Consider the following 22,824-nt stretch of genomic DNA (forward strand, 5'->3'; position numbering starts at 1 on the left):
CTCGTCCTGCTGCCTGCCCGCCGGGAGCGGAAGCCCCGCTACCCGGCGTCACGTGATCCGCACGTATCGTCCCGCTCTGGTCAGCTCTGGTTGAAGAACCCACCCTCGGCGATCCTGGCCTTGTCCTCCGCCGTTACATCGACGTTAGCAGGAGACAGAAGGAACACCTTCTGAGTCACACGTTCGATGCTTCCGTGGAGGCCGAAGACCAGTCCAGCCGCGAAGTCTACGAGGCGCTTGGCATCCGTGTCGTCCATCTCCGTGAGATTCATGATCACCGGGGTGCTCTCACGGAAGTGTTCCCCGATGGTACGGGCCTCGTTGTAGGTTCGGGGATGAAGTGTCGTGATCCGGTAGGGCTCCCGCTCGGAGGCGGCCTTGGGCATGATCACCGGGGCACTCTTCTCCACGTGACGACGTTCAGGTGTGATGGACGACACTGGCGCCATCCTTGGCTCCGACCGCATCGGGGCGACCACCGCCGCGGCCGCCGGCTGCGCGACGGGCGCGGGGGCGGGGCGGGGGACCTCCTCGGTACGGGCGGTGTTGCGAAGCGGTTCGGGCTCGGGGCCGTAGTCCTCGTCGTCCGGGTCGTAACCCTGGACGTCGTAGCGTTCGTCCTCCACGAGGCCGAGGTATTCCGCCATCCTGCGCAGTGCGCTGGCCATACTCCTGTCCTCCGCTCTGTGGTGGATCGGGTCCGTCACCGGCCGCCCCGCTCGCGCGAGGTGGTTCTACGATCCACGGTCTGACCCCGCGATGCAGGGGAGATTCCTACTTGTCCTGATTTGTTCTGCGATCTGATCTTCTAACCGGTGACGTTACCCGAGGGGCGGCCGGACACCCAGTACCGCCGTACCGACGCGCACATGTGTCGCTCCGGCGGCGATCGCCTGTTCCAGGTCGCCACTCATACCCGCGGAGACCATCGTGGCAGCCGGATGCTGACGGTGCACCAGAGATGCGATTTCCACAAGGCGTGCGAAAGCACCCGCGGGGTCACCGGCGTACCTCCCGCGCAACGGCGCCACGGCCATCACGCCGTCAAGTCGCAGACCCGGGGCCCCGGCCAGCGCATCGGCGAGCTGGAGCACCTGTTCGGGGCGGGCGCCGCCGCGGTGGGCCGGGCCCGACTCCGGATCACCCTCCAGGGCGACCTGGATAAGGCATCCCAATTCGGGGCGTTCCGACTTCTGGACTTCGGCGGAGAGCGCATCGACGAGTCGGATCCGGTCGACGGAATGCACCATGTCGGCGTACTTCAGAACAGAACGGACCTTATTCGTCTGCAATTGGCCGACGAAATGCCAGACGAGTGGGAGGTCGCGGCATTCCAGCGCCTTCGGCCCGGCGTCCTGGTCGCGGTTCTCGGCGACCTGCCGCACCCCGAGCGAGGAGAGCAGCCTGACGTCCGAGGCCGGGTAGGTCTTGGTCACCACGATCAGGGTGACCTCGTCGCGGGCGCGCCCGGCGGCGGCGCATGCCTCGGCCACCCGCCGCTCGACGGCGGCGAGGTTGGCGGTCAACTCGGCCAGGCGCGACTGGGGCTCGGTCATGAGGTGGTTCCGTTCAGCCAGACGTAGCCCGCGAGGCGGCCGGTGCGCTGCTCGCGGCGGTAGGAGAAGTGGTCCGGCGATTCCATCGTGCAGATGTGCGGGAGGTCCGCGACCGTGACGCCGAGCGCGGTGAGCTGGGCCCGCACCCCCGCCGGGAGGTCCAGCGCCGGGGTGCCCCAGCTGGTCTCGGACCAGGTCGCGGGCTCGACCCCGGCGACCTCGGCGCGGAGTTTCACAGGGACTTCATAACAACGGCCGCAGACCGAGGGCCCGATCGCGGCGGTGATCCGACCGGTCTCGGCGCCCAGAGCGACCATGGCGGCGACCGCCTCCGGCACCACTCCGGCGGCCAGTCCGGGGCGGCCCGCGTGCGCGGCGCCGACCACTCCGGCCACCGGATCGGCGAGCAGCACCGGGACGCAGTCCGCGGTGAGCACCGCGAGCGCCTGCCCGGGTCCGGCGCCGACCAGCGCGTCCGCGGTGGGCGCGGTGCCGTCGGGCTGGCGCCCGGCCACCTCGGCGACGTCCTTGCCGTGCACCTGGTTCATCCAGGCCACGTCGGCCGGGTCGAGGCCGAGGCCGGCGGCGGCCAGCCGGCGGTTCTCGCGGACCGCGGCGGAGTCGTCGCCGACCGCGCCGCCGAGGTTCAGCTCCTGGAACGACGAAGTGCTCACCCCGCCCCACCGGTCGGTGAAGGCGAAGTGAGCACGGTCGTGGAGGGTGAGTCGCTGGCCGATCATGATGATCAGCCTAGTGCGGCTCCGGTTACTTCAAGAAGTCCGGGACGTCCAGCTCCTCGGCCGGGCTGTCCACGTAGGGCGGCCGGGTCTGCGGAACGTGCGGCGGCAGCGGCGGGGCCTGCGGCTCGACGTGGCGCGGCGGCTCCTCGGCGCGCGGGACGCTGCCGATGGTGTGGACGCTGCGCCCGGCGGCGGTGGAGCCGGCCCGGTTGTACTCGCCGACCCGCTCCTGCTGCGGCGGCGGGGTGGCCGAGTTGGTCGAGCGGACCACCGGCTCGCGGACGATGGTGGGCGGCGCCCCGCCGTCGAAGCCGGCCGCGATCACGGTGACCCGGACCTCGTCGCCGAGCGCGTCGTCGATGACCGCACCGAAGATGATGTTGGCCTCGGGGTGCGCCGCCTCGCTGACCAGCTGCGCCGACTCGTTGATCTCGAAGAGACCGAGGTCGGAGCCGCCGGAGATGGAGAGCAGCACGCCGCGGGCGCCGTCGATGGAGGCCTCCAGCAGCGGCGAGGAGATCGCCATCACCGCCGCCGCCTTGGCGCGGTCCTCGCCCCGGGCGGAACCGATGCCCATCAGCGCCGAACCGGCGTCCGACATGACCGACTTGACGTCGGCGAAGTCCAGGTTGATCAGACCGGGGGTGGTGATCAGGTCGGTGATGCCCTGGACGCCGGAGAGCAGCACCTGGTCGGCGGAGCGGAACGCGTCCAGCACGCTGACCTGGCGGTCCGAGATGGACAGCAGCCGGTCGTTGGGGATCACGATGAGGGTGTCGACCTCTTCGCGCAGCTGCGCGATGCCGTCCTCGGCCTGGTTGGCGCGGCGGCGGCCCTCGAAGGTGAAGGGCCGGGTGACCACGCCGATGGTCAGCGCGCCGAGGGTGCGGGCGATGTTGGCCACCACGGGTGCGCCGCCGGTGCCGGTGCCGCCGCCCTCGCCGGCGGTGACGAAGACCATGTCGGCCCCCTTGAGGACCTCCTCGATCTCCTCGCGGTGGTCCTCGGCCGCCTTGGCGCCGACGTCCGGGTTGGCGCCGGCTCCGAGGCCGCGGGTGAGCTCGCGGCCGACGTCGAGCTTGACGTCCGCGTCGCTCATCAGCAGGGCCTGCGCATCGGTGTTGATCGCGATGAACTCGACGCCCTTGAGCCCGACCTCGATCATCCGGTTGATGGCATTGACGCCACCGCCGCCGATGCCGACGACTTTGATGACTGCGAGGTAGTTCTGGGGTGCTGCCACGTCGAAGGCCTCTCGCCTCGGATGTACGGTGCCGAAGGGGCGGGAACTCTGAACGCGAGGCCCTGACCCGAACCCTGAACCTGAGGTTTAGGGTTAATGCTCTGTCACTCTTCCATCATCTACTGTCACAGGACACTAGGTCTCCGAGCCTGCCCGTTCAACGGACACGCCGAGCCTGCGCTTTTTTCTTGTGATGCTATGTGATCAATGTGCCGGACTTTCACCCGGGGTGGCCACCCAGATTCGGGGAGGAACTGGCAGTCCGTCAACACCGCGCCGCTGTGACGTTACCCGACTCAATGCCGCACTGCGGGGTCGTCGGGGGCGCTGACGTCGTACGACGTGCCCTTCTGCCGGAGCAGCGCGGTGAGCACCACGGCTTTTCGCTGGTCCTGTTCAGAACTTCCCCACAGCACCTTGGAACCGTCCGCGAGTTGCAGTTCCAGATCGTCGTACGAATGCACGACGACCGACCTGGTCTGCTTGGAAACCGCTGCCGGAAGCGCTTTGGCGACATCCACCGCCGCGGCGACCAGGGCCTGTTCGGGGAAGACCGCGAGCGCGCCGCGGCCAGCGGCGGAGAGCGACAGTTCGACCACCGGCACGCCGCTCGGGACCTGGCGACCGGTGGCGAAGCGCACCCCGGACGCGTCGACCTGGGTGTAGACGCCGCCGGAACCGGCGATCGCGGCGATCGCCTGCCGCTCGGTGACCCGGATCCGCACGGTGTGCGGCAGCGAGGTGCTGACCTGCGCGTCGGCGGCCCTGGGCAGCGCCCTGAGCACCCGGGCCCGCACCGCGCCGGTGTCCAGCCGCTCCAGCGGTCCGCCGAGCGGGACCGAGGCCGCCGCCAGCACCTGATCCGCGGTCAGCACCCGGGTGCCGGAGACCTCGACGGTCCGCACGTCCAGCACCGAGGAGAACCAGACCAGCCAGCAGACCGTGCCCAGCACCGCCGCCAGCAGCGCGCCCAGCACGACGAAGCCGCGCCGGGACAGCCGCAACGGGACGCGCGGCGGTGCCGCCGGGGCCTCCTCGGCCCCGGCGGTGTCCAACTGCTCCTCGGCCGACGGGACCGAGGGGGCGTCAGGCACGGCGGTGCGCGGCGATGGCCTCGTAGACCATGCCCACCAGCAGTTCGTCGGCGTCGCGGCGGCCGAACTCGGCAGCCGCCCGGCTCATGTCCCACAGCCGCTGCGGGTCCGTCAGCACCGGCAGCAGGTTGGCGATCACCCAGTCCGGGGTCAGCTCGGCGTCGTCCACCAGCAGCCCGCCGCCGGCCCGCACCACCGGCTGGGCGTTGAGCCGCTGCTCGCCGTTGCCGATCGGCAGCGGGACGTAGGCGCCGGGCAGTCCGACCGCCGAGAGCTCGGCCACGGTCATCGCCCCGGCCCGGCAGAGCATCATGTCGGCCGCGGCGTAGGCGAGGTCCATCCGGTCGACGTAGGGCAGCACCCGGTAGGGCGGCATGCCCGGGATGTCGTCGATGGCGGGCAGTTCGTTCTTGGGGCCGACGGCGTGCAGGATCTGCACCCCGTACTGCTGCAGCCGCGGCGCGATGGCCTGGACGGTCTCGTTGAGGCGGCGCGCGCCCTGGGAGCCGCCGGAGACCAGCAGCGTGGGCAGCCGCTGGTCCAGGCCGAAGTAGGCGCGGGCCTCGGGGCGGGCCGCGTTGCGGTCCAGGGTGGCGATGGTGCGGCGCAGCGGGATGCCGATGTAGCGGGAGTCCCGCAGCTTGCTGTCCGGGGTGCTGACGGCGACGAAGTCGCTGTAGCGGGCGCCGACCTTGTTGGCCAGCCCGGGACGGGCGTTGGCCTCGTGCACCACGATCGGGACCCGGGCCCGCTTGGCCGCGAGATAGGCCGGCATGGCGACGTAGCCGCCGAAGCCGACCACCGCGTCGGCCTTGGTGCGCTCCAGGATGTCCTGCACCGCCTTGACCGTCCCGCGCAGCCGGCCCGGAACGGTGATCAGCTCCGGGGTCGGCTTGCGCGGCAGCGGTACGGCGGGGATCAGTGCCAGTTCGTAGCCGCGTTCCGGGACCAGTCTGGTCTCCAGGCCGCGTTCCGTGCCCAGCGCCGTGATCCCGATCGTGGGGTCGTTCCTGCGCAGTGCGTCCGCAAGGGCGAGCGCGGGCTCGATGTGACCGGCGGTCCCCCCGCCGGCGAGTACGACATGCACCGAAATTCACCGCTCCCTGCGCTGCCGGGCCTTCCCGAGCCGCGCGATGGTCCGTTGGGGCAGACCGATGAGTCTGCCCAGGGCGTTCTTGCGTGTCCGCTTGCTCCGGGCGGCCAGAGCAGCCCTGGCGGCGGGTTCGCTGCGTGCGAAGCAGAGCAGCATCCCCACCGCGAACATGGTCGGCAGCAACGCCGAACCCCCGTAGGAGAACATCGGGAGCGGGACTCCCGCGATGGGAAGGAGTCCCAGCACCGCACCAATGTTGATCATGGCCTGGGCCATGATCCAGGTGGTGGCGCCTCCCGCTGCGTACCTGATGAAGGGGTCCCTCGTGCGTCCGGCCACGCGGATACCCGCATACCCTAGTGCCGCGAAGAGGGCGAGTACCGACAGCGTCCCCAGCAGACCCAGCTCCTCCCCGGTCACGGCGAAGATGAAGTCCGTGTGCGGCTCCGGGAGTTGACCCCATTTCTCGACGCTGGCACCCAGCCCGCGGCCGGTCAGACCGCCGCCCGCCAGTGCGTACACTCCCTGAACGGCCTGCCAACAGGAGCCGTCCGAGGGGACACTGGTGGCCCCGATGCACTGGATCCGGCCAAGACGGTGCGGCACCAGGGCGATCAGCAGCGTGCTGAAGCCCAGGGCGACCGCGGCGGCCCCGCCGAACAACCGCATCGGCGCCCCGGAGATCCAGAGCAGGCCGAACATCAGTGCGCAGATGATCATCGCGGTGCCCATGTCACCGCCGGCCAGCACCAGGGTCAGCAGCAGCACCGCCATCGGCACCAGCGGGATCAACAGGTGCTTCCACTGGTCCAGCATCTTCATCTGCTGCTTGCGGGCCAGCAGGTCGGCGCCCCAGAGCACCAGGGCGAGCTTGGCGAACTCGGACGGCTGGATCTGGAACGAGCCGCCGAGGCTGATCCAGTTCTGGTTGCCGTTGACGGCCTTGCCCACCCCCGGCACCGCGACCAGCAGCAGCAGTCCGAGCACCGCGATCAGCAGCGGATAGGCCAGCGCCCGGTGCAGCCGCACCGGCAGCCGGGCGGCGACGTACATCAGCCCGCTGCCCAGGACCACCGCGGTGAGCTGCTTGGTGAAGAAGAAGGTGAAGGACAGGCCGAGGGTCCTGGCCTCGATCTGGGAGGCGGAGAACACCATCACCAGACCGAGCACCAGGATCAGCGCCGAGGAGCCCAGGATCAGGTAGTACGGCGTCAGCGGCCGTTCCAGGCCCCGCTGGAAGCGTCCCAGCGCGGTTCCGGGCCCGGTGAAGCGGCTCTTGGAGCGGAACACCGCGACGGAGGTCGCTCCCGGCCTGGCCGGCCGGGCGGCGGGTCGCGCCTTCGTACCGGCCACGACGGCCCCCTCTCCCCTGGGTGGTACTGGTTGCTGCTGCGCTCCGGCGGGTCAGTCCTCTGCGAGCGCCCGGGCCGCCGCGGCGAAGAGGTCGCCGCGTTCACCGTAGTTGGTGAACATGTCCATGGAGGCGCAGGCCGGGGCGAGCAGCACGGTGTCGCCGGGACGGGCGAGCCCGGCGGCTGCGCGTACCGCCGCGTCCATGGCCGGGGCACCAGTCTGTCCGTCCTGGAGCTCGATCACCGGGACCTCGGGGGCGTGTCGCGCCAGCGCCTCCCGGATCAGCGCCCGGTCGGCGCCCATCAGCACCACGCCGCGCAGCGCCTTGGCGGCGCCGGCCACCAGCGGGTCCATGTCGGCGCCCTTGGCCAGGCCGCCGGCGATCCAGACCACCGAGGGGTAGGCCGCCAGGGAGGCGGCCGCCGCATGGGGGTTGGTGGCCTTGGAGTCGTCGATCCAGGTCACCCCGCCGCTCTCGACCACCTCGGCGATCCGGTGCGCGTCCGGACGGAAGGCCCGCAGGCCGTCCCGGACCGCGCGCGGCTCGACCCCGTAGGCCCGCGCCAGCGCGGCGGCGGCCAGGGCGTTGGCGATGTTGTGCGGGGCGGCGGGGCGGACGTCCTCGACGGAGGCCAGTTCGGCCGCATTCTTGTGACGGTCCGCCACGAAGGCGCGGTCGACCAGCAGGCCGTCCACCACGCCGAGCTGGGACAGGGCCGGCGGGCCGAGGGTGAAGCCGATGGCGCGGCAGCCCTCCTCCACGTCGGCCTCGCGGACCAGCGCCTCGGTGGCCGGGTCGGCGGTGTTGTAGACGCAGGCGACGCTGTTGCCCTGGTAGATCCGGCCCTTGTCGGCGGCGTAGGCCTCCATCGAGCCGTGCCAGTCCAGGTGGTCGGCCGCGATGTTGAGCACCACGGCCGAGTGCGGACGCAGCGAGGAGGACCAGTGCAGCTGGTAGCTGGAGAGCTCCACCGCGAGGACGTCGTACGGCTGTTCGGCCAGCACGGCGTCCAGGACGGACACCCCGACATTGCCCACGGCCGCCGTGCGCAGGCCCGCCGCGGTCAGGATCGAGGCGAGCATCTGCACCGTGGTGGTCTTGCCGTTGGTGCCGGTGACGGCCAGCCAGGGCGCCGGCTCGCCGGTGGCCGGATGCGGCCTGCGCAGCCGCCAGGCCAGCTCCACGTCGCCCCAGACCGGCACCCCGGCCCCGGCCGCGGCCAGGAAGAGCGGGCTGTGCGGCGGCCAGCCGGGCGAGGTGACGACCAGTCGGGTGCCCTCGGGCAGGCTCGCCCCGTCGCCGAGCAGCACCTCGACGCCGAGCGCGCGCAGCTCTTCGGCCTGCGCCCGCTGCCGGGGGCCGTCCCCGCCGTCCACCACGGTGACCCGGGCGCCGAGTCCGTGCAGCACCCGGGCCGCGGGCACTCCGGAGACGCCCAGGCCGGCCACGGTGACCGGCAGGCCCTTCCACTCGGGGGTCCGCTCTGGGGTCCGCTCGGGGGTGCCGTCGGTCATGTGGCGGTCACCCAGCCCGCGTAGAACAGGCCGAGCCCGACCGCGACGCACAGGCCCTGGATGATCCAGAAGCGGACCACGATCAGGACCTCGGACCAGCCCTTGAGTTCGAAGTGGTGCTGCAGCGGGGCCATCTTGAAGACCCGCTTGCCGGTCATCCGGAACGAGCCGACCTGGATGATCACCGACAGGGTGATCAGCACGAACAGGCCGCCCAGGATCGCCAGCAGCATCTCGGTGTGCGAGCAGATGGCCAGGCCGGCCAGCGCGCCGCCGAGGGCCAGCGAACCGGTGTCGCCCATGAAGATCTTCGCCGGCGAGGTGTTCCACCACAGGAAGCCGAAGCAGGCGCCCATCAGCGCGGCGGCCACCACGGCCAGGTCCAGCGGGTCCCTGACCTGGTAGCAGAGCGGTCCGGCACTGGCAGCGGAGCCGCAGGTCTGGCCGTACTCCCAGATGCCGATGAAGACGTAGGCGCCGAAGACCATCACCGAGGCGCCGGTGGCCAGGCCGTCCAGACCGTCCGTCAGGTTCACCCCGTTGGACATCGCCAGGATCATGAAGATGGCCCAGAGCGCGAACAGCACCGGGCCCAGCGACCAGCCGAAGTCGGTGACGAAGGAGAGCTTGGTCGAGGCGGGGTGGATCCCGGCCGAGTCGGCGAAGTTCAGCGCGCCGATGGCGAAGAGCACGCCGACGATCAGCTGCCCGGCCATCTTGGCCTTGGCCCGCAGGCCCAGCGAGCGCTGCTTGACGATCTTGATGTAGTCGTCCAGGAAGCCGACCAGGCCCATCCCGGTCATCAGGAACAGCACCAGCAGCCCGGAGGCCGTCGGCGGGGTGCCCACCAGGACCTTGGTCAGCGCATAGGCGACCAGGGTCGCCAGGATGAAGGCGATGCCACCCATGGTGGGGGTGCCGCGCTTGCTGTGGTGGGCCTTGGGGCCGTCGTCGCGGATCATCTGGCCGTAGCCGTGCTTGGCCAGGATGCGGATCAGGACCGGGGTGCCGACCAGCGAGAGGACCAGCGCGAAGACCGCGGCGAACAGGATCTGACGCATCGGCGAGCTGCTGGAACTGGCCAGCTGCACCGTAGCGGCGTGGTCCAGGAGGGTCGGGTTCATTCGGCCGCTCCGTTCGACAAGACGCCATCAGCCAGCAAGGCCTCGGCGACCCGCTCCAGGCCGACCGAGCGCGACGCCTTCACGAGCACCACGTCCCCCGGCGCGACCTGCTCGCGCAGCAATGCGATCGCCGCATCCACATCGGACACCAGCACCGATTCCTCACCCCATGAACCTTCGTTCCGTGCGCCCAGCTCCATGCAGGCCGCTTCCCGGCCGCCGACAGCCACCAGGGTCGCGATGTCCAGCCGAACCGCCAGCCGGCCCACCGCGTCGTGCTCGGCGAGGGAGTCCTCGCCGAGTTCCCGCATCTCCCCCAGAACCGCCCAGGTACGGCGGGCACCGGGCCCTCTGCCACCGATCGCGGCGAGGGCGCGCAGGGCGGCCCGCATCGAGTCGGGGTTGGCGTTGTAGGCGTCGTTGATCACCGTGACGCCGTCCGGACGGTCCGTCAGCTCCATCCGCCAGCGGGAGAGGCTGCCGGCCTCGCCCAGCGCGACGGCGATCCGCTTCACGTCCATGCCGCACTCGGTGGCCACGGCCGCGGCGGCGAGGGCGTTGGAGACATGGTGCTCACCGTAGAGGCGGAGCTGAACGGGCGCGGAACCGGAGGGGGTGACCAGGGTGAACCCCGGACGACCCGATGCGTCCAGACGGACGTCCTCGGCCCGGACCTGCGCCTCGGCGGACTCGCCGAAGTAGAGCACCCGCGCTCGCGTGCGCGCGGCCATGGCCCGCACCAGCGGGTCGTCGGCGTTCAGCACCGCACATCCCTCCGGCGGCAGCGCCTCGACCATCTCCCCCTTGGCCTCGGCGATGCCCTCGCGGCTGCCGAACTCGCCGATGTGGGCGGTGCCGACGTTCAGCACCAGGCCGATCGACGGACGGACGATCCCGGTCAGGTGGGCGATGTCGCCCCTGTGCCGGGCGCCCATCTCCAGGACCAGGAAGCGGGTGGAGTCGGCCACCTTCAGCGCGGTCAGCGGCAGGCCGATCTCGTTGTTGAACGAGCCCTCGGTGTAGACCGTGGGGCCGAGCGCGCCCAGCAGTTGGGCGATCAGGTCCTTGGTGCTGGTCTTCCCGGCGGATCCGGTCAGCGCGACCACGGTGGTGTCGGCGGCGCGCTCGGTGACGGCGTGCGCCAGCAGGCTGAGCCCCTGCACCACGTCGTCGACCACCACGGCGGGGACGCCGACCGGACGGGCGGCCAGCACCGCCACGGCCCCCTCCGCGACGGCGCGTTCGGCGAAGTCGTGGCCGTCCACCCGTTCGCCGACCACGGCGGCGAACAGCGCGCCCGGGACGATCTGCCGGGAGTCGTGGACCACCGGGCCGGTGACCCGGGCCTGCGGGTCCGGAACGTCGTGCAGCTTCCCCCCGGTGGCCTGGGCCACCTCGGCGAGGGTCAGTGGGATCACGTTGGCTCTACTCCTTGGCGTCGCCGTCGCGATGCGACGCGAGGATCGCCTCGCCCAGCACGGCACGGTCGTCGAAGGGTCGGATCTCGTCGCGGACGTACTGGCCGAGCTCATGGCCCTTGCCCGCGACCAGGATGCAGTCGCCGGCATGCGCCAGGGCGACCGCGGCGGCGATGGCACGGGCCCGGTCGGGTTCGACCAGGACCGCACCGCGTTCCGCCTCGGGCACCTCGGCGGCGCCGCCGAGCATGGCGTGCAGGATCGCCAGCGGATCCTCCGAGCGGGGGTTGTCGCTGGTCAGGATGGCGGTGTCGGCGAACCGGGCGGCGATGGCGCCCATCGGCCCGCGCTTGAAGGGGTCACGGTCGCCGCCGCAGCCGACCACGACGTGCACCCGTCCCTTGGTGACCTCGCGCAGCGAGCGCAGCGCGGCCTCCAGGGCGTCGGGCTTGTGGGCGTAGTCCACCACGGCCACGTAGGGCTGGCCTCGGTCGACCCGCTCCATCCGGCCGGGCACCCCGGGGACGGCGGCGATCCCGGCGGCGACCTCCTCCAGCGGTAGTCCTGCACATGCCAGGGCGCTGATCGCGGCGAGGGCGTTGGCGACGTTGAAGGGACCCGGCAGCGGCACCGAGGCATCGACCGACGCGCCGTCAGGACCCACCGCGCGGAAGGTCGATCCGGCCGGGCCCAGGTGCACGGCCTCGGCCCGCCAGTCGGCGTCGGGGTCGCCGGTGGCCGAGTAGGTGACCACCGGGATCTCCGCCTCGGCGGCCAGCCTGCGGCCGTAGCGGTCGTCCAGGTTGACCACGCCCAGTTTGGCCCGGCGTGCCGTGAAGAGCCCGGCCTTGGCCCGGTAGTAGTCCTCCATGTCCGGGTGGAAGTCCAGGTGTTCCGGCGTCAGGTTGTTGAACACCGCGACGTCGTAGACCACGCCGTCGACCCGGCCGAAGACCAGGGCGTGGCTGGAGACCTCCATCACCACCGCGTCCGCGCCGCGTTCGGCCATCACGGCCAGCACCGCGTGCAGGTCGGTGGCCTCGGGCGTGGTCCGCTCGCTCTTGATCCGCTCGCTGCCGACCCGCATCTCCACGGTGCCGATCAGGCCGGTCTCCCGGCCGGTGCCGCGCAGCCCGCCCTCGACCAGGTAGGCGGTGGTGGTCTTGCCGTTGGTGCCGGTGATGCCGATCATCAGCAGCCGCTCGGCGGCGCGGCCGTAGAGGGCCGCGGCGAGCGCTCCCATCCGGGCCCTGGGCTGGTCCACCACCAGCAGCGGCACCCCGCAGTCGGCGGCGCGGACGGCCCCGTCGCGGTCCGTGAGCAGGGCCACGGCGCCGTTGGCGGCCGCCTGCGCGGCGAAGGCCGCGCCGTGGGCGTTGGCGCCCGGGAGGGCCGCGTAGACGTCGCCGGGACGGACCGCCCGGGAGTCGTGGGTGATGCCGGTGACCGCGCCGGGCCAGGGACCCGCGGCGTCCAGCCCCAGCAGGGCCGCGACCTGGGCGAGCGGGACGGCGGGCAGTCCCTGCGGGCGGGGCGGTGCCGCTGCTCCACGCGTCGGGGGCGGGGTCTCCTGATCACTTCGGTGCACGGCCGTGAGGTTACCGGTACCGCCCCGCCCGGGGCCAAGCGAGGGTGCGTGCGAAGCCTTGGGATCGGTGGGAGGGGTCATGCCATCACTGCCTTTCACCAGTTCACCGGCAGGTTCGCCGCCGCGGCGCCGGTCGGCGCCACCTGGAGGGTCTTCAGCGCGAACTCCATGACCTGCTTGAACACCGGTCCGCAGAGCTCACCGCCGAAGTGCCCGTTGACCGGGTCCTGGATCACGCAGGACACGGTGACCCTGGGCTTGTCCGCGGGCGCGAAGCCGATGAAGGAGGAGGTGTAGCCCGAGTAGCGGCCGGTGGCCGGGTCGACCCGGTTGGCCGTGCCGGTCTTGCCGGCCACCAGGTAGCCGGGGATCTGCGCCATCACCCCGGTGCCCTCCTGGCTGGCGACCACCGACTGCAGCATCTGGGACAGGGTCTTCGCGGTCTGCTCGCTGACCACCCTGGTCTCCTTGGGGGCCGCGGCCGGGACGAACCGTCCGTCCGGGCCGGTGGTCCCGGCGACCAGGCTGGGGGCGATCCGGACCCCGCCGTTGGCGATGGTCGAGTAGACCGAGGTGGTCTGCAGGGCGTTCACCGACAGGCCCTGGCCGAAGGGGATGGTGTACTGCTGCGACCCGGACCACTTGCTCGGCTGGGCCAGGATGCCCTGGGTCTCGCCGGGGAAGCCCAGACCGGTCGGCTGGCCGATGCCGAACTTGGTCAGGTAGTCGTACAGCACCTGGTCCGCCTGCTTCTGGGTGGAGCCCAGGTGCTCGGCGGCCAGCATGGTGCCGATGTTGGAGGACTGCGCGAGCACGCCGTTCAGGGTGAGCTGCTCGGTGCCGTGGGCCACGTCGTCGTGGAACACCCGGTCGGCCCTGGGCAGCGTGCCGGGGACGGTGACGTGGGTCAGCGGGGTGGCCACGCCCTGCTGCAGCACCGCCGCCATGGTCATCAGCTTGCTGACGCTGCCCGGCTCGTAGGCGTCCTGGAGCGCGGCGTTGCCCAGGTTGGCCGGGTCGGCCTGGGCCAGGTCGTTGGGGTCGAACCCGGGCGAGGTCGCCATCGCCAGGATCTTCCCGTTGCTGACGTCTTGGACGATGACGTAGCCGCGCTCGGCGCCGGCCGCCTGCACCTCGTCGGTGATGGCCTGCTGGGCGTCCCACTGGATGTCCCGGTCCAGGGTGAGCCGCAGCGTCGACCCGGGCACCGCGGCGGTCTCGCGCTGCCCGGCGGTGGGCACCTCCCGGCCGCCGGACTGGGCGTAGGTGACCTTGCCGTCCTTGCCCTTCAGCAGCGCGTCGTACTGCTGCTCCAGGCCGCCGCTGCCGACGCCGTCGCTGTTGACGAAGCCGATGACGTTGGCGGCCAGCGAGCCGTCCGGGTAGACCCGCTTGGCGTGCTGGGCGTGGAACACCCCGTTCAGCACGTTGGCGCAGGCGTCGTCGACCCGGCCGTCGTCCCCGGCCTTCAGCGCCAGGTTGTTCTCGGTCAGGCAGTGGCCGCTCCAGGCGGTCTTCGTCAGCTTCGTCTGGAGCGCGGTGATCTGGTTCCAGGTCTGCGGCGACTGCTGCTTGGCCAGCAGCGCGTAGCGGTCGCCCTTGCCGGTGGAGGTGAGCGCCTTGGTCAGGGTCGCCACCGGCACCCCGACGATCGGCGACAGCAGTTGTGCGGCCTGCGCTGGCGCGTCGTCGATGTGGGCCTGGCTCGGCGTGAACATGTAGGGGTCGGCGGTGATGTCGTAGGCGTCGACGGTGGTCGCCAGCACCCGGCCGTCGGCGTCGGTGATCGAGCCGCGCGGGGCCGGCAGCGGGTCGGTCCGGTAGAGGCTCACGGTGGCCGCGGCGGCGAGCGAGGAGGAGTCCACGAACTGGAGCTGCACCAGCCGGCCGACGAACAGGGTGAGCACCACGCCGAGGGAGACCACCAGCAGCCGCAGCCGGCGCCGGGGGGTGGCCAGCCGCAGCCGGGCCGGGCGCGGGGCCGGACGGGCGGCGGGGCGACCGGACGGCCGGGGCTGCGGCCGGCCGGAGGGCCGGGCGGACTGGTGCGGGGGGCGCTGCCGCGGTGGGCGGGGGGCGGTCATGGCTGCTGTCTCCCCGTCAGTGGGCGGTGCCGGTCGGCGTGCTGGAGGGCGTGGCGCCCGGCTTGACGCCGGTGCCTGTGCTCGTGCGTGTGCCCGGTTTGAAGGCGGTCGTGCCTGCGGTGGCGGCCGCGGTCGTGCTCGCGGTGGCGGCGGTCCTGGCATCGGCCTTCACCACCGCACTCGCACCGGCGCTCGCACTCGCATGCGCACTGGCGCTCGGCTTGGCGCTCGGCTTCGCGCTGGGGCTGGGGCTGGCCGACGGGCTCGCGGTCGGCTGCGCCACCGGCGGCACCGCGCCCGCCTCGATCGGGGCCGGGCTGCCGAGCACCGTCCCGTCGTCCCGCAGGAAGGCCGGGTTGCCGCCGGGCACCATGCCCAGCCTGCGGGCCCGTGCCGACAGGGCGTCAGGTGCCGACCAGGAGCCGATCTGCTGCTGCAGGCCCTGCCGCTCGTCGGTCAGCTTGTCGGTCTGCTGCTGGAGCCTGGTGAGCTGGAAGGAGCCCTGGTTGAGCGCGGTGTTGAGCAGCAGCAGCGCGATCAGGCCGCCCGCGAGTATCAGCACGACCAGCGCCGCGAACGGGCCCCGGCCGGCTGCGCGCCCGGTCCGCCCCGCGCCGGGCCGCGGTCGCCGGCGTGCCGGGGAGGTCCCCCCCGCGACTCTTCCGAGAGCCACCTGCATCCGCTCCTTCGCTGCGCCGTTCGGCCTCTGCGCCGACTCCGTGCCGGCCCGGTCCGGTCGGACCCGCCCGCCGCTACCCCTGCCTGACGGACGCTCTGATTCTCTCCACCGCGCGCAGTCGAACGGGTGTGGCGCGGCGGTTCTCGGCGATTTCCTGTTCCGTCGCCTGCTCCGCTCCCCGGGTGAGCAGCTTCAGCCGGGGCTGGTGCTCCTCCGGTACGACCGGCAGACCGGGCGGCGCCGTGGCCGTCGCCCCCGCCGCGAAGACCTGCTTGACCAGCCGGTCCTCCAGCGAGTGGTACGACATGACGGCCATTCGGCCGCCGACCGCGAGCACGTCCAGCGCGCCGGGGATGGCGCGCTCCAGGACCGAGAGCTCCCCGTTGACCTCGATCCGCAGGGCCTGGAAGGTGCGCTTCGCCGGGTTGCCGCCGGTGCGGCGGGTGGCCGCGGGAATGGCATTGCGTACCAGTTCCACCAGACGCGCGCTGTTGCTGAACGGTTCCCGCTCGCGCTCGCGCAGGATCACCGAGGCGATCTTCCCGGCGAACCGCTCCTCGCCGTAGACCTTGAGGATCCGGGCCAGATCGCCGTGCGAGTAGGTGTTGAGCACCTCGGCAGCGCTGATGCCGGTCGTCTGGTCCATCCGCATGTCCAGCGGCGCGTCCTGGGCGTAGGCGAAGCCGCGGTCGGCCTCGTCCAGCTGCATCGAGGAGACGCCGAGGTCGAACAGCGCGGCCTCAATAGCGGGAATGCCCAGGTCCGCGAGCACCTGCGGGATCTCGTCGTAGACGGCGTGCACCAGGGTCGCGCGCTCCCCGAAGGGGGCCAGCCGCTCCCCCGCCAGGCGCAGCGCCGCCGGGTCGCGGTCGACGGCGACCAGCCGGGCCTCCGGGAAGGTGCGCAGCAGCGCCTCGCTGTGGCCGCCGAGCCCCAGCGTGGCGTCGACGACGACGGCCCCGGGCGCGGTCAGTGCCGGGGCGAGGACGTCCAGGCACCTCTGGAGCATCACCGGGACGTGCTTGGCCTCCGGGCCGCTGCTCAATGGGTACCTCTCATGGGGGCACGTGCCGCCTGGTCCCCGCCCGCTCGCCTTGGGGAAGGAACCCTCTGCCACCGGGGAAGGGGCGGCAGCGGGTGAGGAGCGGGTGGAGGCCGGGCCGGTACGTGCGCGTCGTGCGGGTGAGGAGAAGCGTTCCGCGCCGTTGTGGGAACCCTGCGCCGAACGTCGCGTCACTTTACTCCACGGCGTCCCCCGGTCAATCGGATGCGACGGCGCACGCCCCCCGGCGCACGCCGATTAACCCGCAGGTCAGCCTGCATTTCGGAACGGCGCCGAGGGGCGCGCCACGCCGATGTCCGGCAGCCGCACCACCCCTCCCGGAGGAAGATCACGCGAATGGAGCAGAGCCGGGGCGCGTACCGCCGACCGGGCCCGTGCGCGTATGCGGTGCGTCACAGCGCTGCTCCGTACCCCCGTCCGGGGCTGGCGGTACCGCTGGTTCCCACTAACGTCAGAGGTATGACCACGACCCCCGACCTGCCCTCCGCCCAGGCCGCTGCGTCCAGCGCGACCGGCTCCCCCTCGATCATCGACAGCTTCGTCGCCCGCAACCGCGACTACGCCGCCGGCTACCGCGACGGCGGCATGGACGCCCGTCCGGTCCAGCACGTCGCCGTGGTGGCCTGCATGGACGCCCGGCTGGACGTGCACGCCGCGCTGGGCCTGCAGTTGGGCGACTGCCATGTCATCCGCAACGCGGGCGGCGTGGTCACCGACGACACCATCCGCTCACTCACCGTCAGCCAGCGCGCCCTGGGCACCCGCTCGATAGCGCTGATCCACCACACCGGCTGCGGTCTGCTCAGCCTCACCGAGGACTTCCGGCGCGAGCTGGAGGACGAGGTCGGCATCAGGCCGTCCTGGGCCCTGGAGTCCTTCACCGACCTGGAGCAGGACGTCCGCCAGTCGATGGCCCGGGTCCGCACCTCCCCGTTCCTGCTGCACCGCGACGACATCCGGGGTTTTGTGTTCGACGTGACCACCGGCCTGCTGCGCGAGATCCAGCCCTGACCAAACCATGACATAGAGTCAATGGCCCCTCCTGGCGTCGGATAACCGGTCCATAACGGACGAATAACGGGAACATTGAGCTGCTATTCGTCCGGTCGAGTGACGTAGTCGGTCCGAACAGGGAACAATGCATCTGCCGTGTCGACGCACACGGAGGGGCCAGGACCGAGGCTGGGGCAATTCCGGCAGCCCGGTCGCGGCCCCGTACACGGGCCAAGGAGTAACCGGGTGACCACCTTCAACGAGCACGCCAGTCTGGACCACCAGGCCGGGGGGATGCCGCCTTCGGCGGCGGCGGGAGTGCCGCAGGGCCTCGGAACGGCCGAGTTGGGCGCCGTCGTCGAGCGCGTCCGCGCCTCCGTGGAGAGCGTGCTGGAGGGCAAGCCCGAGGCGGTGCGGCTGGCCCTCACCGTGCTGCTGGCCGAGGGCCACCTGCTGATCGAGGACGTGCCCGGCGTCGGCAAGACGCTGCTGGCCAAGGCGCTGGCCCGGTCGGTGGACTGCACCGTGCGCCGGATCCAGTTCACTCCCGACCTGCTGCCCTCGGACATCACCGGGACCAGCGTGTTCGACCAGAACCGCCGGGACTTCGAGTTCAAGCCGGGCGCGATCTTCGCCCAGATCGTGGTCGGCGACGAGATCAACCGCGCCTCGCCGAAGACCCAGTCCGCGCTGCTGGAGTCGATGGAGGAGGGCCAGGTCACGGTCGACGGGACCAGCTACCCGCTGCCGTCCCCGTTCATGGTCGTGGCCACCCAGAACCCCATCGAGATGGAGGGCACCTACCCCCTCCCCGAGGCCCAGCGCGACCGCTTCATGGCCCGGATCTCCATCGGCTACCCCAGCGCCGACGCCGAGCTGCAGATGCTGGACGTGCACGGCGGCGCCTCCCCGCTGGCCGACCTGCGCCCGGTCGCCCACGCCGACGACGTGGTGAAGGCCATCGACGCGGTGCGCCGGGTGCACGTCGCCGACGAGCTGCGCCGCTACGCCGTCGCCCTGGTCGCGGCCACCCGCACCGCGCCCGAACTCCGGCTCGGCGCCTCGCCGCGGGCCACCCTGCACCTGCTGCGGGCCGCCCGCGCCGCCGCCGCACTGGACGGCCGCGAGTACGTCATCCCGGACGACCTGCAGGCCCTGGCCGTCCCGGTGCTGGCGCACCGGCTGCTGCCCACCGCGGAGACCGTCCTCGGCCGGCGCACCACCGAGCAGGTCGTCCGCGACCTGGTGCTGCAGCTGCCCATCCCGCACCCGGCGCGCTGACGTGCCGCCCGCCGCACCGCCCAGGACGCCGCCGAGGACGCCGCCTCCCCGAGGGGCGGGCCGGGGCAGCACCTTCCGCACCGGGATGCGCGGACTGACCACCCGCGGCCGCTCCTTCCTGGCCGCCGGGATCACCGCCGCGCTCTGCTCCTACCTGCTCGGCCAGCCCGCCCTGCTCAAGATCGCGCTGCTGCTCGCCGCGCTCCCGCTGGTCAGCGTGCTGATGCTGATGCGCACCCGGTACCGGGTCGCCAGCGGGCGGCGGCTGACGCCCTCGCGCACCCCGGCCGGACAGGAGGCCCGGGTGCACCTGCGGGTCGACAACGTCTCCCGGGTGCCCACCGGGCTGCTGATGCTGGAGGACAAGGTCCCCTACGTGCTCGGACCGCGCCCGCGCTTCGTGCTGGACCGGGTGGAGCCCCGCGGGCACCGCGAGGTGTCCTACCGGGTCCGCTCCGACCTGCGCGGACGCTATCCGCTCGGCCCGCTCCAGCTGCGCCTGGGCGATCCCTTCGGACTGTGCGAGCTGACCCGCTCGTTCACCGCCGCCGACACCCTCACCGTGGTCCCCCAGGTGCAGCGGCTGGCCCCGGTCAGGCTCACCGGCGAGTGGACCGGCTACGGCGACAGCCACTCCAGGGCCGTCGCCCTGGCCGGCGAGGACGACGTGGTGCCGCGCGAGTACCGGCACGGCGACGACCTGCGCCGGGTGCACTGGCGCTCCACCGCCAAGTACGGCGAACTGATGGTCCGTCGCGAGGAGCAGCCGCTGCGCAGCCGGGCCACCGTCCTGCTGGACACCAGGTCCGCGGGCCACCGGGGCAACGGCCCGGCCTCCTCGTTCGAATGGGCCGTCAGCGCCGCCGCCTCGATCAGCCTGCACCTGCTGGAGCGCGGCTACGCGGTACGCCTGCTCACCGACACCGGGGACGCGGTGACCGGGGCCGGCGGCAGCGGCCTCGGCGGGGCCTCCGAGGAGGCCGCCGGACTGCTGCTGGACACCCTGGCGATGGTGCAGCTCTCCGAGGGCCAGGGCCTGGCCCCGGCCGAGGAGGTGCTCCGCCTCGGCGGCGAGGGCCTGGTGGTGGCGCTGCTCGGTTCGCTGGAGGACGAGCAGCTGGCCGAGCTCTCCCGGCTGCGCCGGCGCACCGCGACCGCGGTGGCGGTGCTGCTGGACAGCCCCAGCTGGACCCTGCGCGGTCTGGCCGCCGACGCGGTCGCCCCGGCCGGCCCCGCGCCCGCCGGATCCGACCAGGTCCGGCTGCTGCACGAGGCCGGCTGGACCGTGCTGGCGGCCCGCTCCGGCGACTCGCTGCCCGACCTGTGGCAGCGGGCCGGCCGCTCCTCGGTCCCCGGCTCGTACCAGCCCGCGGAGTCCTTCCGGCCGGAGTCCTTCCGCAAGGCCCAGCCGTCCCAGCAGCCGTCCCAGCAGCCGTCCCAGGAGAGGGGCCTCGCATGAACGGGCGTACCCGGATCGCGTTCTCCGGCGCCGCCGCGACCCTGTTGACGGCGCTGTGCCTGTGGCCGCTGATCACCCCCGCCTACTGGCTGATCCAGGCCGCCTTCGTGATCGCCCTGGTCACCGCGGCCGGGCTGGGACTGCGCCGGCTCGCGGTGCCGCGACCGCTGGTCCCGCTGGCCCAACTGCTGCTGATCGTGCTGCTGCTGACGCTGTTCTACGCGAGCAGCACCGCCGTCGGCGGGATACTGCCGGGCCCGGGCGCCTGGCAGACCCTGACCGGCGAGATCAGCGACGGCATCACCGACATGGGCCAGTACGCCGCCCCGGCCCCGGCCCACGAGGGCCTGCGGCTGATCCTGGTCGGCTCGGTGGTGCTGATCGGGCTGGTGGTGGACACCCTGGTGGCCACCTACCAGCGGGTGGCCCTGGCCGGGCTGCCGCTGCTGGCGCTGTACTCGGTCGGCACCGGGCTGCATCCGCACGGCGCGCTGTGGCTGTACTTCCTGCTCTCCGCCTTCGGCTACCTGTCGCTGCTGATGGCCGAGGGCCAGGACCGGCTGTCCCGCTGGGGCCGGGTCTTCCACGGCACCCCGGCCACCCTGGCCGGGACCACCGGCGGCAACCCGCTCAGCAGCACCGGCTACCGGATCGCCGGAGCCGCCCTGGCCATCGGGCTGCTGCTGCCGCTGGCCCTGCCCGGACTGGGTACCGGCCTGGTGGGCCGGCTCGGCCACGGCGGCGGCGGGATCGGCTCGGACGGCGACATCATCACCGCGGTCAACCCGCTGGCCTCGCTGGGCGCCTCGCTCAACAAGAGCGTCAACGTCAACATCCTGACCTACACCACCAGTTCGCAGAGCCCCGGCGACCAGTACCTGCGGATCGTCGACCTGGACGACTTCAACGGCGTCGCCTGGACCCCCAGCGAGCACCAGGTCCAGAACGTGCCCAACCCGCTGCCCTACCCGACCGGCCTGGACAACAACACCCCCGAGACGGCGGTGCAGACCAGGATCAGCACCGAGTCCGGCTACGTCCAGCAGTGGCTGCCGATGCCCTATCCGGCGACCTCGGTCCAGGTGCCCGGCGACTGGAAGTACGAGCCCGAGGGCCGGACCCTGATCGGCGACGGCGGCCAGAACGCCGGCGGCCTCCAGTACACCGTCAACAGCCTGGCGCTGGACCCGTCCGAGGACGCCCTCAAGGCGGCCGGGCCGGCCCCGGCCGACATCACCAAGACCTATCTGGCGCTGCCGAAGAACTTCCCCACGGTGATCCACGACACCGCCGTCTCGGTGACCCACGGCGCCACCACCGCCTACGACAAGGCGGTGGCCCTGCAGAACTGGTTCACCACCACCGGCGGCTTCACCTACGACACCACCGTGAAGGACGACACCAGCAGCAACGCCATGGTGGACTTCCTGCGCAACCGCAAGGGCTTCTGCGTCCACTTCGCCGGGACGATGGCCGCGATGGCCCGCTCGCTGGGCATCCCGGCCCGGGTGGCCATCGGCTTCACCCCCGGTGAGCAGCAGTCGGACGGCAGCTGGAAGGTCGGCACCAAGAACGCCCACGCCTGGCCGGAGCTCTACTTCTCGGGAGTGGGCTGGATCCGCTTCGAGCCGACCCCGCACGTGGGCTTCACCCCCGACTACACCGTGGCCACCACCTCCGGCGGCACCTCGGCCGCCTCGACCGCGCCGACCCAGACCAGCACCTCCACCGGACCCACCGCCAGCACCAGCGCCGGCTGCCCGGTGCAGGAGCGCCGGGCGGGCTTCTGCGGCCAGGACTCGGCCACCGGCGCCACCGGCACCGGCACCGGCTCGTCCTGGCCGACCCCGCTGGAGCTGACCGGTCTGGTGCTGGCCGGCCTGCTGGTGCTGATCCTGCTCACCCCGATGCTGTGGCGGCTGCGGGCCCGCAGCCACCGGCTGCGCCGACGCCTGCCGCACGGCCCCGGCGGCGGCTCCGGAGGTCCCGGCGGCCCCGGCGCCGCCGGGACCACGGCCGGGGCGCCCGCGCCGCGCCGCGGTGGCACGGCCCTGGAGCTGAGCGACCAGCAGGTGCTGCTGGTCTGGCGCGAGATGATCGACTCCGCCTGGGACGTCGGCATCCCCCCGGACGAGGCCGAGACGCCCCGGCGCACGGTGGCCAGGATCGTCGAGCTGGGGGCCCTGGAGGAGGAGCCCAGAGCGGCGGCCGGACGGCTGGCGCTGGCCACCGAACAGGTGCTGTACGCGCCCAGCTCGTCCCCGCCGACCGCGCTGCGCCAGGACGTCAGGGCGGTACGGCACGGGCTGCGTGCCTCGGCCCGCCCCTCGGTGCGGATCCGCGCCGTGCTCTTCCCGCCCTCCTCGGCCCGGCTGGTGCGCGGGCTGCGGGAGAGCTGGCAGTCGCTGACCGACCGGCTGCGGTGGCGCGGGCGCCGGACGGAGGACGGCGAGGAGCAGTGAGCCGGGAAGGCCCGGGGCCGGCAGCTTCCGCTGCCGGCCCCGGGCCTTCTACGGTTCGGGTCCTGCTCCGTCCGGTGCT

The 22,824-nt window shown here is 72.4% G+C and carries 18 protein-coding genes; 4 read left to right on the forward strand and 14 right to left on the reverse strand.

Translation table 11 applies throughout. The annotated features are described in order from the left end of the window. Positions 1-80 precede the first annotated feature (80 nt). From IF29_RS0101150 to rsmH, 14 genes are all read right to left on the reverse strand, one after another. Positions 81-668, reverse strand: coding sequence for a cell division protein SepF (locus IF29_RS0101150; protein WP_030248370.1), 588 nt, complete (start codon positions 666-668; stop codon positions 81-83). A gap of 153 nt (positions 669-821) precedes the next feature. Further along, positions 822-1,556: a YggS family pyridoxal phosphate-dependent enzyme gene (locus tag IF29_RS0101155; protein ID WP_030248372.1), complete on the reverse strand. Its 735-nt coding sequence runs from the start codon at positions 1,554-1,556 to the stop codon at positions 822-824. Beyond that, the gene (pgeF, locus tag IF29_RS0101160; protein ID WP_030248374.1) at positions 1,553-2,296 is read right to left on the reverse strand and encodes a peptidoglycan editing factor PgeF; all 744 of its coding nucleotides are present in this window, start codon (positions 2,294-2,296) and stop codon (positions 1,553-1,555) included. The genes IF29_RS0101155 and pgeF overlap by 4 nt, the downstream gene beginning before the upstream one ends. 25 nt (positions 2,297-2,321) lie before the next feature. Then, positions 2,322-3,539, reverse strand: a complete 1,218-nt coding sequence (ftsZ, locus tag IF29_RS0101165; protein ID WP_030248375.1) for a cell division protein FtsZ — start codon at positions 3,537-3,539, stop codon at positions 2,322-2,324. Positions 3,540-3,835: 296 nt separating this feature from the next. Then, the gene (locus IF29_RS0101170) at positions 3,836-4,633 is read right to left on the reverse strand and encodes a cell division protein FtsQ/DivIB (RefSeq protein WP_198037234.1); all 798 of its coding nucleotides are present in this window, start codon (positions 4,631-4,633) and stop codon (positions 3,836-3,838) included. Next, entirely contained in the window at positions 4,626-5,720 is a 1,095-nt protein-coding gene (murG, locus tag IF29_RS0101175; protein WP_030248380.1) for an undecaprenyldiphospho-muramoylpentapeptide beta-N-acetylglucosaminyltransferase, read from the reverse strand. Before murG ends, IF29_RS0101170 begins: the two co-directional genes overlap by 8 nt. 6 nt (positions 5,721-5,726) lie before the next feature. After that, the gene (gene ftsW, locus IF29_RS0101180) at positions 5,727-7,079 is read right to left on the reverse strand and encodes a putative lipid II flippase FtsW (RefSeq protein ID WP_084713335.1); all 1,353 of its coding nucleotides are present in this window, start codon (positions 7,077-7,079) and stop codon (positions 5,727-5,729) included. A gap of 51 nt (positions 7,080-7,130) precedes the next feature. After that, positions 7,131-8,594 carry a UDP-N-acetylmuramoyl-L-alanine--D-glutamate ligase gene (murD, locus tag IF29_RS0101185; RefSeq protein WP_051724744.1) on the reverse strand — a complete coding sequence of 488 codons (1,464 nt, stop codon included), beginning with the start codon at positions 8,592-8,594 and terminating at the stop codon, positions 7,131-7,133. Continuing rightward, positions 8,591-9,655, reverse strand: a complete 1,065-nt coding sequence (mraY, locus tag IF29_RS0101190) for a phospho-N-acetylmuramoyl-pentapeptide-transferase (protein ID WP_030248386.1) — start codon at positions 9,653-9,655, stop codon at positions 8,591-8,593. The genes murD and mraY overlap by 4 nt, the downstream gene beginning before the upstream one ends. Before the next feature lie 59 nt (positions 9,656-9,714). Then, positions 9,715-11,136, reverse strand: coding sequence for a UDP-N-acetylmuramoyl-tripeptide--D-alanyl-D-alanine ligase (locus IF29_RS0101195; protein ID WP_030248387.1), 1,422 nt, complete (start codon positions 11,134-11,136; stop codon positions 9,715-9,717). Between the two features lie 7 nt (positions 11,137-11,143). Further along, on the reverse strand, positions 11,144-12,805 hold the full coding sequence (locus tag IF29_RS0101200; protein WP_030248389.1) for a UDP-N-acetylmuramoyl-L-alanyl-D-glutamate--2,6-diaminopimelate ligase: 1,662 nt from the start codon (positions 12,803-12,805) through the stop codon (positions 11,144-11,146). 14 nt (positions 12,806-12,819) lie between these two features. Beyond that, positions 12,820-14,808: a peptidoglycan D,D-transpeptidase FtsI family protein gene (locus tag IF29_RS0101205; protein ID WP_030248391.1), complete on the reverse strand. Its 1,989-nt coding sequence runs from the start codon at positions 14,806-14,808 to the stop codon at positions 12,820-12,822. A 16-nt stretch (positions 14,809-14,824) separates the two neighbouring features. Further along, entirely contained in the window at positions 14,825-15,481 is a 657-nt protein-coding gene (gene ftsL / locus IF29_RS45765; RefSeq protein ID WP_232241969.1) for a cell division protein FtsL, read from the reverse strand. Positions 15,482-15,560: 79 nt separating this feature from the next. Further along, positions 15,561-16,496, reverse strand: coding sequence for a 16S rRNA (cytosine(1402)-N(4))-methyltransferase RsmH (gene rsmH, locus IF29_RS0101215; RefSeq protein ID WP_030248395.1), 936 nt, complete (start codon positions 16,494-16,496; stop codon positions 15,561-15,563). Between the two features lie 513 nt (positions 16,497-17,009). On the opposite strand from rsmH, the gene IF29_RS0101220 reads away from it, so the two are divergent. From IF29_RS0101220 to IF29_RS0101235, 4 genes are all read left to right on the forward strand, one after another. Continuing rightward, positions 17,010-17,561 (forward strand): beta-class carbonic anhydrase, encoded by a 552-nt coding sequence (locus IF29_RS0101220; protein ID WP_030248397.1) that lies wholly within the window; start codon positions 17,010-17,012, stop codon positions 17,559-17,561. A 276-nt stretch (positions 17,562-17,837) separates the two neighbouring features. Continuing rightward, entirely contained in the window at positions 17,838-18,824 is a 987-nt protein-coding gene (locus IF29_RS0101225) for an AAA family ATPase (RefSeq protein ID WP_051724775.1), read from the forward strand. Between the two features lie 85 nt (positions 18,825-18,909). Continuing rightward, positions 18,910-20,283, forward strand: a complete 1,374-nt coding sequence (locus IF29_RS0101230; RefSeq protein ID WP_063757400.1) for a DUF58 domain-containing protein — start codon at positions 18,910-18,912, stop codon at positions 20,281-20,283. After that, the gene (locus IF29_RS0101235) at positions 20,280-22,745 is read left to right on the forward strand and encodes a transglutaminase TgpA family protein (RefSeq protein WP_030248403.1); all 2,466 of its coding nucleotides are present in this window, start codon (positions 20,280-20,282) and stop codon (positions 22,743-22,745) included. Before IF29_RS0101230 ends, IF29_RS0101235 begins: the two co-directional genes overlap by 4 nt. The last annotated feature ends 79 nt before the right edge of the window (positions 22,746-22,824 follow it).

It is taken from the genome of Streptacidiphilus jeojiense (assembly GCF_000719095.1).
GTDB lineage: Bacteria > Actinomycetota > Actinomycetes > Streptomycetales > Streptomycetaceae > Streptacidiphilus > Streptacidiphilus jeojiensis.

Bases quoted from the DNA above. Each gene is read 5' to 3' on its own strand.
- IF29_RS0101150 (WP_030248370.1), bottom strand. From the start codon at position 668: ATGGCCAGCGCACTGCGCAGGATGGCGGAATACCTCGGCCTCGTGGAG.
- IF29_RS0101155 (WP_030248372.1), bottom strand. From the start codon at position 1,556: ATGACCGAGCCCCAGTCGCGCCTGGCCGAGTTGACCGCCAACCTCGCC.
- pgeF (WP_030248374.1), bottom strand. From the start codon at position 2,296: ATGATCGGCCAGCGACTCACCCTCCACGACCGTGCTCACTTCGCCTTC.
- murD (WP_051724744.1), bottom strand. From the start codon at position 8,594: ATGACCGACGGCACCCCCGAGCGGACCCCAGAGCGGACCCCCGAGTGG.
- mraY (WP_030248386.1), bottom strand. From the start codon at position 9,655: ATGCGTCAGATCCTGTTCGCCGCGGTCTTCGCGCTGGTCCTCTCGCTG.
- IF29_RS0101200 (WP_030248389.1), bottom strand. From the start codon at position 12,805: ATGACCCCTCCCACCGATCCCAAGGCTTCGCACGCACCCTCGCTTGGC.
- IF29_RS0101205 (WP_030248391.1), bottom strand. From the start codon at position 14,808: ATGACCGCCCCCCGCCCACCGCGGCAGCGCCCCCCGCACCAGTCCGCC.
- rsmH (WP_030248395.1), bottom strand. From the start codon at position 16,496: ATGCTCCAGAGGTGCCTGGACGTCCTCGCCCCGGCACTGACCGCGCCC.
- IF29_RS0101220 (WP_030248397.1), top strand. From the start codon at position 17,010: ATGACCACGACCCCCGACCTGCCCTCCGCCCAGGCCGCTGCGTCCAGC.
- IF29_RS0101225 (WP_051724775.1), top strand. From the start codon at position 17,838: ATGCCGCCTTCGGCGGCGGCGGGAGTGCCGCAGGGCCTCGGAACGGCC.
- IF29_RS0101230 (WP_063757400.1), top strand. From the start codon at position 18,910: ATGCGCGGACTGACCACCCGCGGCCGCTCCTTCCTGGCCGCCGGGATC.
- IF29_RS0101235 (WP_030248403.1), top strand. From the start codon at position 20,280: ATGAACGGGCGTACCCGGATCGCGTTCTCCGGCGCCGCCGCGACCCTG.